This window comes from Paenibacillus litoralis (assembly GCF_046244365.1).
Classification (GTDB): Bacteria; Bacillota; Bacilli; order Paenibacillales; family NBRC-103111; genus Paenibacillus_V.
The window spans coordinates 25,426-40,552 of the sequence record NZ_CP176395.1; the positions used below are offsets into that span (position 1 = coordinate 25,426).

The 15,127-nt window shown below is 52.2% G+C and carries 12 protein-coding genes, 2 tRNA genes and 1 riboswitch; of the genes, 7 read left to right on the forward strand and 7 right to left on the reverse strand.

What is annotated here, in order from left to right; translation table 11 throughout:
* The first annotated feature begins 398 nt into the window (after positions 1–398).
* The gene (locus tag ACKGJP_RS00115; protein WP_409343695.1) at positions 399–1,886 is read left to right on the forward strand and encodes a phosphodiester glycosidase family protein; all 1,488 of its coding nucleotides are present in this window, start codon (positions 399–401) and stop codon (positions 1,884–1,886) included.
* A gap of 136 nt (positions 1,887–2,022) precedes the next feature.
* On the opposite strand, the gene ACKGJP_RS00120 is transcribed toward ACKGJP_RS00115, so the two are convergent.
* The 3 genes from ACKGJP_RS00120 to ACKGJP_RS00130 all read right to left on the reverse strand — a co-directional run bounded on the left by ACKGJP_RS00120 (position 2,023) and on the right by ACKGJP_RS00130 (position 3,844).
* On the reverse strand, positions 2,023–3,099 hold the full coding sequence (locus ACKGJP_RS00120; protein ID WP_409343696.1) for a polysaccharide deacetylase family protein: 1,077 nt from the start codon (positions 3,097–3,099) through the stop codon (positions 2,023–2,025).
* Positions 3,100–3,592: 493 nt separating this feature from the next.
* Positions 3,593–3,669: transfer RNA gene (locus tag ACKGJP_RS00125), tRNA-Pro, on the reverse strand.
* A 99-nt stretch (positions 3,670–3,768) separates the two neighbouring features.
* Positions 3,769–3,844 (reverse strand) — tRNA-Arg (locus ACKGJP_RS00130).
* 273 nt (positions 3,845–4,117) lie between these two features.
* Between ACKGJP_RS00130 and ACKGJP_RS00135 the strand changes: the two genes are divergently transcribed.
* From ACKGJP_RS00135 to ACKGJP_RS00150, 4 genes are read left to right on the forward strand one after another with little or no spacing between them, the layout of a single operon-like run.
* Positions 4,118–4,636, forward strand: coding sequence for an RNA polymerase sigma factor (locus ACKGJP_RS00135; protein ID WP_409343697.1), 519 nt, complete (start codon positions 4,118–4,120; stop codon positions 4,634–4,636).
* Complete coding sequence (locus ACKGJP_RS00140; RefSeq protein WP_409343698.1) at positions 4,633–5,187, forward strand: anti-sigma factor family protein; 555 nt, start codon at positions 4,633–4,635, stop codon at positions 5,185–5,187. Before ACKGJP_RS00135 ends, ACKGJP_RS00140 begins: the two co-directional genes overlap by 4 nt.
* Positions 5,180–6,430 (forward strand): hypothetical protein, encoded by a 1,251-nt coding sequence (locus tag ACKGJP_RS00145; protein ID WP_409343699.1) that lies wholly within the window; start codon positions 5,180–5,182, stop codon positions 6,428–6,430. Before ACKGJP_RS00140 ends, ACKGJP_RS00145 begins: the two co-directional genes overlap by 8 nt.
* On the forward strand, positions 6,427–7,101 hold the full coding sequence (locus tag ACKGJP_RS00150) for a hypothetical protein (protein ID WP_409343700.1): 675 nt from the start codon (positions 6,427–6,429) through the stop codon (positions 7,099–7,101). The genes ACKGJP_RS00145 and ACKGJP_RS00150 overlap by 4 nt, the downstream gene beginning before the upstream one ends.
* A gap of 25 nt (positions 7,102–7,126) precedes the next feature.
* Here the strand turns inward: ACKGJP_RS00150 and ACKGJP_RS00155 are convergent, their stop codons facing one another.
* Complete coding sequence (locus ACKGJP_RS00155; protein ID WP_409343701.1) at positions 7,127–8,491, reverse strand: ABC transporter substrate-binding protein; 1,365 nt, start codon at positions 8,489–8,491, stop codon at positions 7,127–7,129.
* 162 nt (positions 8,492–8,653) lie between these two features.
* On the opposite strand from ACKGJP_RS00155, the gene ACKGJP_RS00160 reads away from it, so the two are divergent.
* The gene (locus tag ACKGJP_RS00160) at positions 8,654–9,019 is read left to right on the forward strand and encodes an ATP-binding cassette domain-containing protein (protein ID WP_409347035.1); all 366 of its coding nucleotides are present in this window, start codon (positions 8,654–8,656) and stop codon (positions 9,017–9,019) included.
* Between the two features lie 87 nt (positions 9,020–9,106).
* On the opposite strand, the gene ACKGJP_RS00165 is transcribed toward ACKGJP_RS00160, so the two are convergent.
* The 3 genes from ACKGJP_RS00165 to tadA form a co-directional block, all read right to left on the reverse strand.
* Positions 9,107–11,158: an ABC transporter ATP-binding protein gene (locus ACKGJP_RS00165; RefSeq protein WP_409343702.1), complete on the reverse strand. Its 2,052-nt coding sequence runs from the start codon at positions 11,156–11,158 to the stop codon at positions 9,107–9,109.
* Positions 11,155–12,921, reverse strand: a complete 1,767-nt coding sequence (locus tag ACKGJP_RS00170) for an ABC transporter ATP-binding protein (protein WP_409343703.1) — start codon at positions 12,919–12,921, stop codon at positions 11,155–11,157. The genes ACKGJP_RS00165 and ACKGJP_RS00170 overlap by 4 nt, the downstream gene beginning before the upstream one ends.
* A gap of 135 nt (positions 12,922–13,056) precedes the next feature.
* Positions 13,057–13,548 carry a tRNA adenosine(34) deaminase TadA gene (gene tadA / locus ACKGJP_RS00175; protein ID WP_409343704.1) on the reverse strand — a complete coding sequence of 164 codons (492 nt, stop codon included), beginning with the start codon at positions 13,546–13,548 and terminating at the stop codon, positions 13,057–13,059.
* A gap of 452 nt (positions 13,549–14,000) precedes the next feature.
* Positions 14,001–14,094: riboswitch (cyclic di-GMP riboswitch) on the forward strand.
* 252 nt (positions 14,095–14,346) lie between these two features.
* On the opposite strand from tadA, the gene ACKGJP_RS00180 reads away from it, so the two are divergent.
* The gene (locus ACKGJP_RS00180) at positions 14,347–14,967 is read left to right on the forward strand and encodes a flagellar brake protein (protein WP_409343705.1); all 621 of its coding nucleotides are present in this window, start codon (positions 14,347–14,349) and stop codon (positions 14,965–14,967) included.
* Positions 14,968–15,127: the final 160 nt, after the last annotated feature.

Below are 15,127 nucleotides of genomic sequence, written 5' to 3' on the forward strand. Positions count from 1 at the left end.
TGCAGCAACCGTATAGAACCCATGGGCCCGGACATACTATTATCGACGGTGAGAGCGAGGTGTGGTTCCATTGAACAATTCGAGGGAAACTAACCATTAGCGATCTTTCAGCCTTATTATAGAAACTGGAGGGATGTGCCAAAGACACGTTAGTGTTAGAGGCTACAAAGAAAGTTGTCTGAGACAACTGGAATCGAAAGTGCTATAAGCGAGGAATAAAGAAATGATCAAAAATCATTTCACCGTCAAAAAGGACCCTGTAAAAAGGGTCCTTTTCCTGTTGCCAGGATAATATTTCCTCTTTACAGTCCGCTTCTTTTATGTCGATATAAAAATAAGCCGGTTTAACAAGCGTTAGAGTTACAGCCGGCACTCTACATAGGAACGGAGCTGACGGTATGGCCTCATATGAATTCAAGCAGCGGATACGCCGAAGACGGCTGGCTTTTGCCTTATCGCTAGTCGTATCGACCGGAATAGCCCTGGACGGGGGAGCATGGACGCCAAAGGCCTCTGCGAACGGCGGCGTCGATTATGAAACGGCAACCGTCGGTTATGCCGGCAAAAATTTTACGGTGCAGCTGGTTACCATCGATCTGAAGAATCCCTTTTTGCGGGTGGAGCCAGTCGTAGCCTCCGAAGGGATCGGGCATGTGGAAAGCTTGTCCTCGATGACGGAACGGACGCAAGCCGCCGCAGCGATCAACGGAACGTTCTTCGATTCTTACGAAACGGACGATACGCGAAGATACCCGAACGGATTGATGCTGCGCGCCGGGGATGTTGTCCGCAGCGGGGAAAACCAGACGTTCGCGATGACCGTGGATAAGGCTCCGCTAATCAGTAAGCTGAAGCTAGGGATAACGGTGAAGGTAAACCATAAAGGAAGCTCCTACAGCTTCAGTCCGTGGGGCGTGAATACGTATTACGGCGAGGATTCCTACGACCAGGTTGTCTGGTATACCCGTGACTTCGGGGACAAAGTGTCCTTTGCGGGCGGAACGAAGGTCGTCATATCAAACGGCCGCATCACGGAAATGACAGAAGGCGAAGCGACGATCCCGGAGGACGGCCAAGTCTGCTTTATCGGTCATACGGACGGGAATAAAAAGTACATGCTCTCCAAGCTTCACGTCGGCGACGAGGTGACCGTGGAAGCGAAGGTGGAGAACAAAGACAGCGGACAAACGAGCGGCAGCGGAGGCTGGGAGGCGGCGATCGGCGTAGGGCCGAAGCTGGTGACGAACGGCGCCGTCGATGTGGATTTTGCGAGAGACGGCTTCGACGATCCCAAAATCACGAGCACCTCCAATGTCAGAAGCTTCGTCGGGATTGACGGGCGGCAGCGGATGGTGATGGGAACCGTATCTTCGGCGACGATCTCGGAGATGGCCAATGTCCTTGTGGAGCTTGGCGTGACGGATGCTATGAATATGGACGGCGGTGCAAGCTCCGGGCTATACTACGAGGGCTCGATGAAACGGGCACCGGGGCGATTGCTCAGCAATGCGCTTGTGGTCAGGCGATATGCCGAGCCTCAGGTGCAAGTCGTCGTCAACGGAACGTTCATCAGCGAGTACCGGGGCTTCATTCGCAACCAAACGACGATGGCCCCGTTTAGAGGCATTTTCGAAGCGATATCGGCAGATTTCACGTGGAACAATGACGAACGTACCTTGAGCGTGCAGAGAGGCGGAAAGCGCATTGTGCTCAGACCCGACGAATCGACGGCGCTCGTAGACGGAAAACCGGTGTTGCTGGATGAGGCTGCGACTATCATAGACGGCCACATGTATATCCCGCTGCGGTTCGTGGCGGAGACGCTGGGCGCGAAGGTGATTTGGAACCAGGATCTTTACCGGGCGGAGCTTACTGTGCCGGAGTGATACCGGAAATATGCAAAGGATGAGAAGGTCCGGGAAAGAACGGACACCACTACATACGTGCAGCAAAAAGCGTCGAGCGGATGTCGACGCTTTTTTGGCGTTGCGGCTTTCGTATAGAGATCTGCGCAGTGCCGATTTATTTCTTGACCGGCTGTTTGAATTTATCCATTTTGACCATGAGCTTCTCGGCCGATACGTAGCGGGTTCCGGCGTTGATGCGGAGCACCTCTTTGTTCGCGCGGTTATTGACGCCTTCTTTGATCGTAAAAAAGTGGTCGATGCCGATTTCGTTCCCTACCTGAACGACGGTTTTATTATAAGCGCCGTACGGAAAGCAAAGCACCTTAAGCTGATTGCCGAGCTCCTTTTCCAGCATCTCGTTCGCCTTGGTCAAATCGTCGCGAAGACGCTGCCGATATTCGGCATCGGTTTCCATCCGCTTCTCCTGCTCGAGAAAGAGCGGATTTTGGAGAGCCGGTACGAGCTCCCCTTTTTCATTCGGGCCTTTGCGATGCAGGTTATACGTATGGGAATAGAAGCTGAAGCCGTCGCGCTTCATTTCTTTGACTTGCTCCCAGTTCATGAAGGGCAGCTGCGGGTACGGGACGTCAACGTAGCTGAGGACTAAGAAATTGGTGCCGGTAAACCCGTGCTTCTTCATAACCGGGTAGGCGTATTTGTAATAGGACTCGTATCCGTCGTCAAAAGTGATGACCACGGCGTTGGGCGGAAGCTTCTTGTCGTGCTTGATATAGTCAATGTAGTCCTCGATGGAAACTACCTGGTAGTGGTTATCTTTGAGCGCCTGCATATGCTTGCTGAATCGGTCGGGCGTAATGGTGATTTCTTCGCCGGCTTCATTCTCGGCTATGTGATGGTACATAAGAACGATAACTTGATTCTCATAGCGGATAAATTGCTTAGGAAGCGGCGTTGCAGTCGGCGACGGTGTCGGTACAGGCGTAGGCGTCGGTGACGCTGTAGGCGCAGGAGAAGGCGTTTCTGACGGAGCAGGGGATGCTGCCGGCTGATTAGCCGGTTCGGCTGAGACAGGGCCGTTGTTCGTTCCCTGGTTGGCTAGTACGATTTTGGCGTCATCGTTCGTTGGTTGCATGGAGTTCTTCTTCTCTTCCTCGGTCATAAGCACGGAGGAGCAAGCGGGAAGCAAGGAAATGATGGAAGCGATTGCAAGAGGGTGAAAAAACTTTTTCACGATGACGGATTGCCCCTTATACGTTGGTTAATAAAACGGATTCGTTATCGATTATACATGGATTTGGGTCATTTGATCTATATTTTTTTTGTAAGCGGCAAGAGGGGCAAGACTGCGAGATTCAGGAGGAAGGTGCAACTTGAACCGGCGGCCTCCGCTCCGTTCAATCTTTCGATTGTCGACAATGAACAAACACTGCTATAATGCGACCATATCGATATCAACCGGATTTGGAGGGGGATTATGCGTCTGTTGCGAGAACGAGGCTTTTCGATATATGCGAAGCAATATAAAGTGGATTGCTCTTTCATTATAGATTTACCGAAAATGGGCAACTACAAGAATGTCTTTACTTTTCGGTCTTCTGTTTACCGTTTTATAAAGGGCGGCGCGAATGTTTTGCAGGGATCAGGGATCGAAATGGTAGCTTCATTTGCGATTTTTTGCATACAAAAAAACCGCAGCCCGAAAGCTGCGATTCGATGGTTATGTATGGTCGGGACGACACGATTTGAACATGCGACCCCCTGGTCCCAAACCAGGTGCTCTACCAAGCTGAGCTACGTCCCGATGGTGTTTCCTTGTGACAACCTCAATCGTCACGTTGAACATATTATCATAAACAAAACGGAAAAACAAGCCTAACCGATAACGAATTTTGGAGATATGTGGCGTCCCCGGACGGAATCGAACCGCCATCTGTCCTTTAGGAGAGGACTGCTCTATCCTATTGAGCTACGGGGACGCAGTAAAAATGATTATAGCATAAAATGGCGCGCTCAGGAAGCGCGAGCATACGAATACATGATGTTTTCCTTATTTGAAGCGCTGGATAGGTTTGTCTCACCACATCGGCAGCGACTGGTCGTGAGCAGCTTGACGGCGTTTTCCCTCTGTGTAAATATTTTTTAGAGGGAAGTGCAGTACTAATCCGAAGAAGTTTCGTCTATTCACACATGGGCATGGATAAACGGGAGAGGGGGAGAGCAGCATTCAGGAGCAAGCCGTCATCGAAAGCGTGCTGGCGGGGGATACGGATGCGTTCCGGGCGATCATGGAAGCGTATCAGGCTTATTTGTACAGAGCCGTTTATCCGATCGTAAACGATCGGAAGGATGCGGAAGACGTGCTTCAGGAAGCGTTCGTCAAAATATTCGTCTCTCTCCCCCGTTATCAGCACCAAGGATTCAAAACATGGATTACGCGCATCGCCGTTAATACGGCGATTGATTATAGACGAAAGCGTTCCACGCGCAGAGAGCAATTGAGCGATTCGTACGAAGAGCAGGTGCAGCCGGTCTTCGAGAATGCGGCAGAGCTCGAGGTGGTGCGTAAGGAGCGGGGCGAGCTGATCGCCAAGTACGTAAACGATCTGCCCTCGAATTACCGGGAGGTCGTCGTCGCTTTCTATTTGGAGGAAAAGTCGTATCAACAAATCGCCGACGAACAAGGCGTAGAAATCAAGACGGTTGCGTCCAAGCTGTTTCGTGCAAGATCCTGGATGAAGAAGCATTGGAAGGAGGAAGACCTGCGATGAACCATTACGGCAAAGAAGAATGGCGTTTGTATGCGGAAGGACGCATCGGCGATCGCGAGAGGGAAGCTTACGAGGAGCATTTGTACGTGTGCGAGATGTGCATGTCGATATATGCAGGGCTGTTGGATGAGCAAGCCGATTCGGAAGGCGGGCAGCAGATGCCCTTTATGGAAGCTGCGCAGGGGGCAGCCTTTACGGAGCGCGTCATGGCGGCCATAAGGGAGCTGGAAGGCGCTGCAGCATCCGATTCGGAGGAAGCGGGCGGAAACCCCGATGCAGGAGGCATGAAGGCGAAGCGGGAAGGGCAGGGGACGGCGGCAAGCCGCATTCCTTTGTTCCGGAGGCCGCTGTTCCATTACGCGGTTGCCGCGGTAATTACGCTGATTTTGATGTCGACCGGCATGTTTCATACCATTTCGTCGAGGATCGGACATATGGAGTCGCCAACTAACGAAGCAAGGGAACCGTTCTCCGAACGGCTGATGGAAAAGACGGTATCTGTGCTCGATGCGATGCAGGCGAAGCAAAGAGGAGGGGAAAAGCATGAATAAAAGTCCGATTGTCGCATTTCTGCTGTCGTTTATTCCCGGATTGGGACACCTCTATTTAGGCCGGTTTGTACGCGGCTTGTTGTATGGGGGAGCGTCATTCGGGCCGGTTTTCCTCTTGATTCTGATGGACTTTGGCAATGGCGGCTCGGTCGATGGAGACTTCGCGCTATTCATCATAAGCATTGCGCTCGTTGTAGCTGCCATCAACATGCTCGATATGATTATCACGCTGATAGCGAGGGTCAACGGCAATCCGTATAGAGGGGCCGGCATGCAAGGGAGCTGGACGGGTGACGGGGCGAATGCGTACGCCGCGAACGGCGGAATTTACGGCAGCGCGGCAGGGGCCGGCGAGGCAGGAGAAGGAACGGCCTCCGCAACGAACAGCCTGCGTCCGTTCGGGCAATACGGCCAGGACCAGGCCGGCGCCCCGTTCTGGGCCCAAGCCGAAGCAGGACGGCAGCAGGATGAGCGGTTTAAGACGATATTGCTGTCGTTTATCCCGGGTCTCGGCCACTTTCAGCTAGGACTCATGCAGAGGGGCTTAACGTTCCTCGTCAGCTTCTTCGGTTTGTTCGCCATGATTGCGTTCGTTTCGTATATGACGAGGGAAGACGGCTTCTTCGTCTTCATGCTGGGCTTGCCGGTTATCATATTTTACGGCATGTTCGATGCGATCCAGCAATTGAACCGCAAGCACAGGGGCGAGACGTTAGAGGATAGAAGCATTATCGAGGAGCTTGATCTGAACCGTCAGGACGGGCGCAAAAGCAAACTTGTCGCCGTATTCCTCTCCGTCTTCCCCGGAGCGGGCCACATGTATCTCGGCCTGCAGCGCCGCGGCTTGCAGCTGATGGCCGGGTTTCTGTTCAGCATTTACATGATGGACGTACTTCGGTTATCGATTTTCCTGTTCCTGATTCCGATCATTTGGTTTTTCAGCTTGTTTGATGCGCTTCAGCTCGTTTCGAAGCATGAGCGCGAGGAGCTGCAGGATATTCCGCTCGTCGGATGGCTCCTGAACCATCAAAAATGGCTCGGCATCGCGTTCATTGCGTTCGGAGGCTACTATTTGCTGGACCGTGTCGTGCTTCAGCTGCTTGAGCGAAAGTTCCCGGATCTGCATGTATCGTTTTATTTCCATCAATATTTCCAATTGTTCGTCGTGTCTACGCTGCTGATCGGCGGCGGGTTAAGGCTGCTGCTGGGCAGCTCCGTTAAAAAGGGGGACGGCGGACAATGAGGCGTTGGCGCGTTGGGACCTTTTCGATGGGCGTATCGCTTGTTCTGGCAGGCGTCACTTTATTACTCTCGTCGTGGAAGGGGCTGTCGGCCTTCGATACGCTAGTCGCGTGGTGGCCGGCCGTGTTCGTCATGATCGGAGCGGAAATTTTGCTGTTTGCCGTAATAGCCAAAACGGAGAACCCGGTGGTGAGATATGATGTGTTCAGCATTTTGTTCGTGGGGATAATCGGGTGCATTTGTCTCGGCTATTCGGTGCTGGCTTCAACCGGACTGTTAAATGAAGTCAGGTATACGGTAGGTGCAACCGAACGTTCCCTGGACCTGCCGAAACTGTCGGAAAAAGTGTCTGCGGACGTGAAGCGGATCGTGGTTCAATATGGCGGCCCGCAGCCGAAAATCGACAAAACGGCGGAACGTTCGGTGTCCCTGTTCGGCAACTACCGGGTCCGCACCTCTTCGGACCGAGCGGCAGAGACGCTGAAGCCGGATGATGTAGCAACCGTACAAACGGTCGGCACGACCCTGTACGTATCGATTAAGGAGCTGCCGCGGCGGAGAGGGTTTGCCGACGAGTATCCGTATTCAGCGGTGACGGTCGTCCTGCCGCAGGATATTCCCGTTGAGCTGAGGGGTGCCAGCAATCAGGAAGTCGTAAAGAAAGAGCAATAAGAATTGTAACTTTTAATGCTATGGATTATTTATTATTTTTCTTTTCCTTATTTGCTTCGGTTAGCAGTTTTTGTCCGGACTCCTGTAAGGAATGTAAAATATCATCAGCGTTTTGATCTTCCTTTATTGCCTCATTTGCTTTGTCCGAAAGCAGCTTTTTATACGCTTCCTGAAAAGACTTTGGAGTATTCCGAAACATATCTGAATACGTGGATGGCTTAAGTTTAAAAAAGGCTTGCCAGTTACGGCCGTCGCTAGTTTTTATATGTGCCGTTCGGGATAAAAGAGATGTTGGGGGAATTAACTTGGCATAAATTTGTGCGAATTCGTCGCTATTTAAATACTTGACGACTTCCCATGCTCCTTTTTTATTGGTTGATTTTGCGTTGACTGAAAAAAAGGAGCTAACGTTAAATGAGTTAGATTCCTCTGGCAAGGAAGGATTGACTGGTTCCGTCACCATATCCCAGTTGAAAAGCTTATACAGTTGCTTTCGTATTTCGTCATTCAATAAAACACTCTTTGGAATATCGACTGTCATCGCAGCTGTTCCCATGATAAAGCGGTTATTTTTAAAGTTTCCATCTCCAAATTCTTTATCTGTTGGAGAAAAAATGTATCCCGCCTTGTAGCCTTCACTTACTGATTTCCACACCTTCTTCCATGGATCGCTGTCAATCAAAAGATTTTCCCCTTTAGAGTCGGTAAGCGAAAGACTATTTGTGCTGGCAATCCGATCAATTAAATAATAAGGATTTGTACTGTCGATATACAGACCATATATGCCGTTGCTATTGGCATTTGCTAGTCGAAATTGTTTGGCTAACTCGAGCACTTCGTCCCATGTCATCTGGTCTTTCGGGTAAGGAATTTTATACTGGTTAAATAAATCCTTATTATAATATAAAGCGCGGCTGCTGAAAGTAGGAGAAAGGGCATAAAGTTTGCCGTTTCCTCTTTTCCGCAAAGCGGCAATCACGCCAGGGTGGATATTATTAATATCAAACCTATCTTGTTTAATGAACGGATCGAGGTTCTCAAGCCATTCATTTTCAACGAAATGCTCATAATAGTCGTTAAACCCAGTTAGGATATCAGGCTTCTGGTTCTCAAGAAATGATGCCCAGACCTGTTTCATGTCCCGATTCGCCTCGAATGGAGGAGGGGAAATGACGTTGATTGCAATATCGGGATATTTAGCTGTTAACGATTTTCCAAAATATTGCATGAAGGAACTTTCGCTGTAATATACCACTTTAAGATTCTTTTGTTCCGTAACATGTAACTGTTGGCCTACTTTCTCATCCCTTAGCAGGTCGCTTTTATTGCAACCAGATAGTAGGAAGCAGAACATAACAAGAAAAAAGACTAAAATGCTGTGCTGTTTCATTAAACTTCCGCCTCTATTCTGCTTTAGAAAATATTTGGAATGGAGAATTTATATAACTTTCCTGTCAAGATGAAGCTTATTAATTTGTTCTCTTCCATTGGCTACAATCACGTCTAAGTGCTGCTCAGAGTTTATTAATCCTTTTTCAAGAACGATAGCGTTATTGGAAATAATACAGAATTAAGTAACCAATTCCATGGGGGACATGAAATATCCGGTGGGCAGTGGCAAAAAATTGCGCTTAGCAGGGCATTTATACGTGAAGCACAAGTGATTGTGTTAGACGAACCTACTGCCGCTCTCGATCCCATATCAGAAGCGGCAATATTTGAACACTTTATGCAACTTACCGAAGGGAAGACTTCCATATTTATAACCCATCGTTTGGGAAGTTGCCGGAAGGCAGATCGAATATTTGTTATGAATAGCGGAATGATAGTTGAACAAGGTAATCATGATCAGTTGATTAGCCAACAAGGCTTATATGCTCGAATGTTTGAAATGCAGGCAAAGTGGTACGTAAGTTAAATAGCATTCCTTTACTATAGGAATAGGATAAAGAAATATAAAAATCAAGGGTATCCACTATTACGATACCCCTAGCGTTTGTATTTCCTACCCGGCGCCTTGCTGCAGTCTGTACATTTGCGCATATCGTCCTTGAAGGCTCAGCAGCGATTCGTGCGTCCCCCGTTCGACGATTTCCCCGCGGTGCAGCACGAGGATGAGGTCGGCGCTGCGGATCGTGGACAGCCGGTGCGCGATGATGAACGTAGTCCGGCCCTTCTTAAGCACGTCAAGCGCGTTCTGGATGACGGCCTCGGTCTCGGTGTCGATGCTGGACGTCGCTTCGTCGAGAATCAGGATGGCCGGATTGAAGGCGAGCGCCCTGGCGAACGAAATGAGCTGCCGCTGACCGGCGGACAAGGTAGCGCCTTTCTCCAGCACAGGCTCGTCGTAGCCCTGGGGCAATCCCGATAGCACCTGGGCTGCGCCGACATCGTTCAGCGCCTGCTCCGCCCGTGCCCGGCTGATGGCGGGATCGTTCAAGCTGACGTTCGACGCGACGGTGCCGGTGAACAGATACGGGTCCTGCAGCACGATGCCCATGTGCTCGCGCAGAGGCTGTTTGGCGATGGACGACGTGTCCTGCCCGTCGATCGTGATCGTGCCCCGCTGCGGATCGTAGAAACGGAACAGCAGGTTCATGATGGAGCTTTTGCCGGAACCCGTGTGGCCGACAAGCGCGACCGTCTGCCCCTGCTTCGCTTCGAAGGAAATGCCGCGCAGGACGAAATCCTCCTTATAGGCAAACCACACGTTCTCGAACCGGACGTCGCCCCGGTAACGCTCGATTTGGCCTCGGTCGACATCGGTACCCGGCTCATCGATGAGCTCGAATACGCGCTGGGCCGAAATACGCGCCTGCTCGAGCATGCCGAGCTGGTTGACCATGCCGTTGAGCGGCTGGAACAGTCTGCCCAAATAGTCGATGAAGGCGTAAAGCACGCCGAAGGTAATGGCGCCCCCCACCGTAAACGAACCGCCGCCGAAATACCAGACGACGCCGGCGAACGCAAAATTTTTCAGCACATTGACGAGATTGAACGAAGTGAGCGCGTTCAGATGCTGCATTTTGTTCTGATAGACGAAATATTCGGTGTTCAGCCCTTCGAACTCCTCCATCGTTTGCTTCTGCCGGCGGAATGCGCGGATGACGGTCATGCCTTGAATCGATTCATTGATGATGCCGTTGAGATCGCTGATCCGTGCGCGGATAATCTGGTTATAGCGGCCGGCGTACTTGCGGTAAAGCCAGATCCAGGCCGCCAGCAGCGGAAGGATGACGAGACAGATAGCGGCAAGCCTCGGACTAAGCAGAAACAACGCGGCGTAAATGCCGATCATGTTGATCGCGCCCGAGAAAAATTGCGTCAGCACGGAGACGAACAGATCCTTGACCGCCTCCGTATCGTTCGTAACGCGGGAGACGACCTTTCCGGCCGGCATATTGTCGAAATAGTGGATCGGCAGCCTCTGGATTTGCCCGTACACGTCGAGACGCAGCTTTTGCACGATACGGTTGGCCGCGGTTTGCAGAAAATATTTTTGCCCGTAGTGAAAGAGCGATGCGACAGCGAGAAGCAGTAGGTATAGTCCTGCAAGCTTAAGCAGGCCGCGCACCTCCGGTTTATAGAAGGCGAACAGCTCGCCGGCCGACAGCGGCTGAGCTGCGTAAGAAGCGGTGCTGTCGTCTTTGCGCACGATGAGCTTGCCGTCCGTAAGGGAACGCTCCCCGTCGAAGCGGAGGGGCTCTCCGACGAAGACGAACTGCCGTCCGGCCTGAACGATGCGAACCTCTCGGCCCGCGGTCATACCTGGCGGCAGTCGATCGTTTCGAACGTAGCGTCGGCCGCCGTAGGATACGACGTCTTCCGATGCGGCGGAACTTGGGCCTGCGATCTCGTACCAGGGCTTTTCGATGCCGAGGATATGCGTATCGATCATCGTTTTTGCGATAAAAGGACCGCATAGCTCGGCGCAAACGGCGACGGCGAGCATGATTAAACCGGCGACGAAGCGGCGCTTATAGAGCAGCGCGTACCGGAGCAAACGGCTTCCCGTTCCTTTTGCGCTCCCGTTGTCTGTTAGGGCTTCGGCGCTCATTTGGACTCACCGCCTTCCTCTTCCGATAAATGCGCTTCGACCTGCTGGCGTTCGAATTGCTCGCGATACCAGCCGCCCGCTTGCAGCAACTGATCATGCGTGCCTTGCTCGACGATTCGTCCGCCGTCCAGAACGACAATGAGATCCGCATGCTGTACGGCGGAAAGCCGGTGGGTGGCGATCATCGTAGTTTTGTCGGTACGAAGACGGCGTACGTTCGCGATAATCGCCGCTTCCGTCTTGGCATCGACGGCGGACAAGGAATCGTCGAGAATGAGCATTTCGGGTTCCGCGATAAGCGCGCGCGCAATGGCGACACGCTGTTTCTGTCCGCCTGACAGGGCCACCCCTTTCTCCCCGACAAGCGTGTCGAGGCCATGGGCCAGCAACGGAATATCTCGGAGGAAGGATGCGGCCTCCAGAGCGCGCTTGATGTCTTCCTCGGTTGCTTCCGGCTTGCCGAAGCGAATATTGTCCCTTACGGTCTTGGAGAAGAGCATCTGCTCTTGGGGTACATAGCCAATCGTTCCGTGCAGTTCTTCGAGCGTCATATCCTTGATCGGTACGCCTGCCAGCGAGATTACGCCTTCACCGGCCGGGTAGTCGCGAAGAAGCTGACGGATCAGCGTCGTCTTGCCGCTTCCCGTCCGGCCGACAATCCCGAGCGTTTGGCCGGGCTCGAGCTCAAACGAAACATTCGTCAAATTATCCGTTTCGGATGACGGGTAGCGGAACGTCACTTGCTCGAAGCGAATTGTTTTGCGCCCGTTTACGGTTTTTGGCCGGGAAGCGCCCACGACGTCAGGCTCGTAAGCGAGCGTCTCGTTCACCCGGTCAAGCGAAGCGTTGCCGCGCTGCATGATGTTGATCAGCTCGCCGATAGCGAACATTGGCCAAACCATCATGCCTAAGTAGACGTTGAACGTGACCAGCTCGCCTAGCGTAATTTCGTTGCGGAAGACGAGATAGGCCCCGTAGCCGAGCCCGATCAAATAACTGGCGCCGACGAGCAGCTTGACGGTGGGCTCGAATAGGGCGTCGATCCGGGTAACGTCGGTATTTCTCTCGTATACGTCGTCGGTAAGCTTTTTAAACCGCTCCTGATCCGCCGTTTCTTGGACATAGGCGCGAATGACGCGAACGCCGGCCGTCGCTTCCAAGACGTGGTCGTTCAGCTGGCCGAACGATTCCTGGGCCGAACGGAAGCGCTCGTGAATTTTTTTGCCGTACAAGCTCATGGCAAGCGCGATCAAAGGCAAGGGGAGAAGCGCCGCAATCGTTAGCTTCCAGCTGATAAGGACGCCCATCGCAAGCAAAATGACCAGCATGAAGCCGCTGGAATCGACCAGCGTCAGAATGCCGAAGCCGGCTGTGGCGGATATCGCCCGCAGGTCGTTCGTCGCCCGGGCCATCAGATCGCCTGTCCGATTGCGCTCGAAGAAGGTCGGCGTCATACGGAGCAGGTGACGCATGAACCGGGAACGAAGCATGCGTTCGATCAGGAACGCGCCGCCGAACAGCTGATACATCCAGTAGTACGATATGATATAGATGACGGCCATGATGGCAGCGAATTGGAGCAGGAAGGCGGTCAGCTCCGGTTTGGTCAGCGTGCCTTGCTGGATCCCGTCAATGGCGCTGCCGATCATACGCGGGGGCACAAGCTCCAGGACGCCGACAACGACGAGCAGCGTAACGGCGACGGAATAACGAATCCAATACATTTGATAAAACCAGCGAAGTTTATAAAGTACGGCGAACAAGTTGGGGACCTCCTAGAAATTTTCGAGGGAAAGTTACTTCATAACGGCATACTAAAAACATCGGCAACGATTTCGCGGGCAAACAATCCTGAAGCCCGAACGATGACGATCTTCGCTCAGGCTTCGGTAACCCGTTTAGTCGGATGCTTGTGCGGCAGATTGCTGTTTGCGCATTTCCCGCAGCTCGCGGAAGAAGCGGGACAGCCGCTCGCTGCATGCCTCCTGGAGCACGCCTTGCGTAAGCTCGACGCGGTGATTGAAGCGATCTTCCTGCAGCAAATTCATGAGCGTTCCCGCGCAGCCTGCCTTCGGGTCGCTTGTGCCGAATATGACATGCGGAATACGAGCCTGTACGATAGCCCCCGCGCACATGGGACAAGGCTCAAGCGTGACGTAAAGCCGGCAGTCGAGCAGCCGCCAGGCGTCAAGAGCCCGGCTGGCTTCGCGGATGGCGATCATTTCGGCATGGGCTGTCGGGTCGTGCGACGTTTCGCGCAAATTATGGCCGCGACCGATAATTTCTCCGTCTCGGACGATGACGGCGCCGATCGGCACCTCGCCGATTGCAGCGGCTTTCTCCGCCTCTTCCATCGCGATGCGCATCCAGACGATATGTTCTTCTTCCAAGGGAACACCTCTTTATGTACGGCTTGCCCAGCCATGGGCGTAAGTAGAGCGGCGTGTATCCGCCAAATTCCTATTAAAATTGTCCCCAACGGGGATAAACCCGCAAGCAGGAAACTTATCCACTGTGGACGGAAACCGCGAATTTTCAAACTTATGCACATGCTGTGTATAAGTTTGTGGATAACATTGTTGGTAGTGTGGACAACGAAAGCGGTATTCTCATTGTACGCCGGGCCGTTCCTGAGGGCAAGTCGGCATTGTTCCCGTAAGAACGGGAAACGATAAGGGAGAATGAGCCGGTAAACGGCCTTCCGGACATGTGAATAAAGCGGTCAGGATGGGGATGGCGTTGTGGATAGGCTTTGCAGACGATTGCTTACCCTGTGCAACCCGATTATACTGAAATTAACGATTTTTTAGGACTTTGGTACCCCTTTTTAACATAAAGTGATATTCGATAATGGCAAACTTGCTGAAAAGCAAGGACGCAAAGCCACAGGGTCTAAAGCTTCGCATATGCGGAGCCATGACAGCCTGGTTGCCGAATGGGATCGGACACGCAAGCATGCGTCGGCTGCTCTTTCGGAGCGGCTTTTTTATGTTCGCGTACAACAGGTTATATCCGGGTGGGCCAACGCCGGCGCATACCTGACGGTTACCCGTAAAATTTTCTCCACATTGATTGAGAAAGGTCGATGCAGTATGTCAGGTACGTCTGTTACCCGGAATCGTTCCGAATTCGTAGATACCAGCAATCAAAAAACACTAAGGTCATCGATATTGATGCACTGCCGCACCGTGGTGGAAAAACAGGATTACGTGTCGACCGGCGTACTCGCTGTTGTCGAGGGAGATATGGTTGAAATCGAGATCGGCGATTATAAGCAGTTTGAATTGGGAGATGCCGTTAAGCTGACGATTTATTCGCCGGAAGGCATATTCATGTTCCAGTCTACGATTATCGCGAAGGATAATGGATCGCTCATCGTCATAAATCCTCCGGAAAACCAGCGGAAATTTTCAGAGAAGCGGGAGCATTTTCGGGTAGACGTTAAGATGAAGGGCTCGATCCTGTCGATCGAATCGGCAAACGATTCGCGAAGTCCGGAGGCAACCGATGCGATTCCGTTAACGGTCGTCAATATTAGCGTTAGCGGCATCGGCTTTACGGTCGGCAGCGAATGCAGGCTCACGGAACGAACGATAGTCCGTCTTGAGCTTGAGATGGGGACGATCGTGTCGTGTACGGCTGAAATTGTCCGCCGCGAAACATCCGAGCTAGGCTGCTACTATGGCGCGCAGTTTGTGGATTTCCCCCAGGAGCGGCTAAATGCGCTTCGGGCGTTTATTTTGAAGACGCAGGTCGAATTGTCTTCGGTTCGCAGGCAGGAGGAGAAGGAAGCGCGGATTTTCAAATAGCGGTTTGCCGGCATGAAAAGGGAAGACTTCTGCATCTCGCAGGGGTCTTTTTTTCGTTCAGATTTTGTTCAGAGGGTAAATCTACAATGGGTTCGAGCAGCTTGTAAGAGGAAAAAATCCCACATAATGTAACTTGTTTCGCGGTATTCGGCAACCGCTC

Coding starts and splice junctions, on each gene's coding strand:
- ACKGJP_RS00150 (WP_409343700.1), top strand. CDS start 6,427: ATGAGGCGTTGGCGCGTTGGGACCTTTTCGATGGGCGTATCGCTTGTT.
- ACKGJP_RS00140 (WP_409343698.1), top strand. CDS start 4,633: ATGAACCATTACGGCAAAGAAGAATGGCGTTTGTATGCGGAAGGACGC.
- ACKGJP_RS00115 (WP_409343695.1), top strand. CDS start 399: ATGGCCTCATATGAATTCAAGCAGCGGATACGCCGAAGACGGCTGGCT.
- ACKGJP_RS00155 (WP_409343701.1), bottom strand. CDS start 8,491: ATGAAACAGCACAGCATTTTAGTCTTTTTTCTTGTTATGTTCTGCTTC.
- ACKGJP_RS00165 (WP_409343702.1), bottom strand. CDS start 11,158: ATGAGCGCCGAAGCCCTAACAGACAACGGGAGCGCAAAAGGAACGGGA.
- ACKGJP_RS00145 (WP_409343699.1), top strand. CDS start 5,180: ATGAATAAAAGTCCGATTGTCGCATTTCTGCTGTCGTTTATTCCCGGA.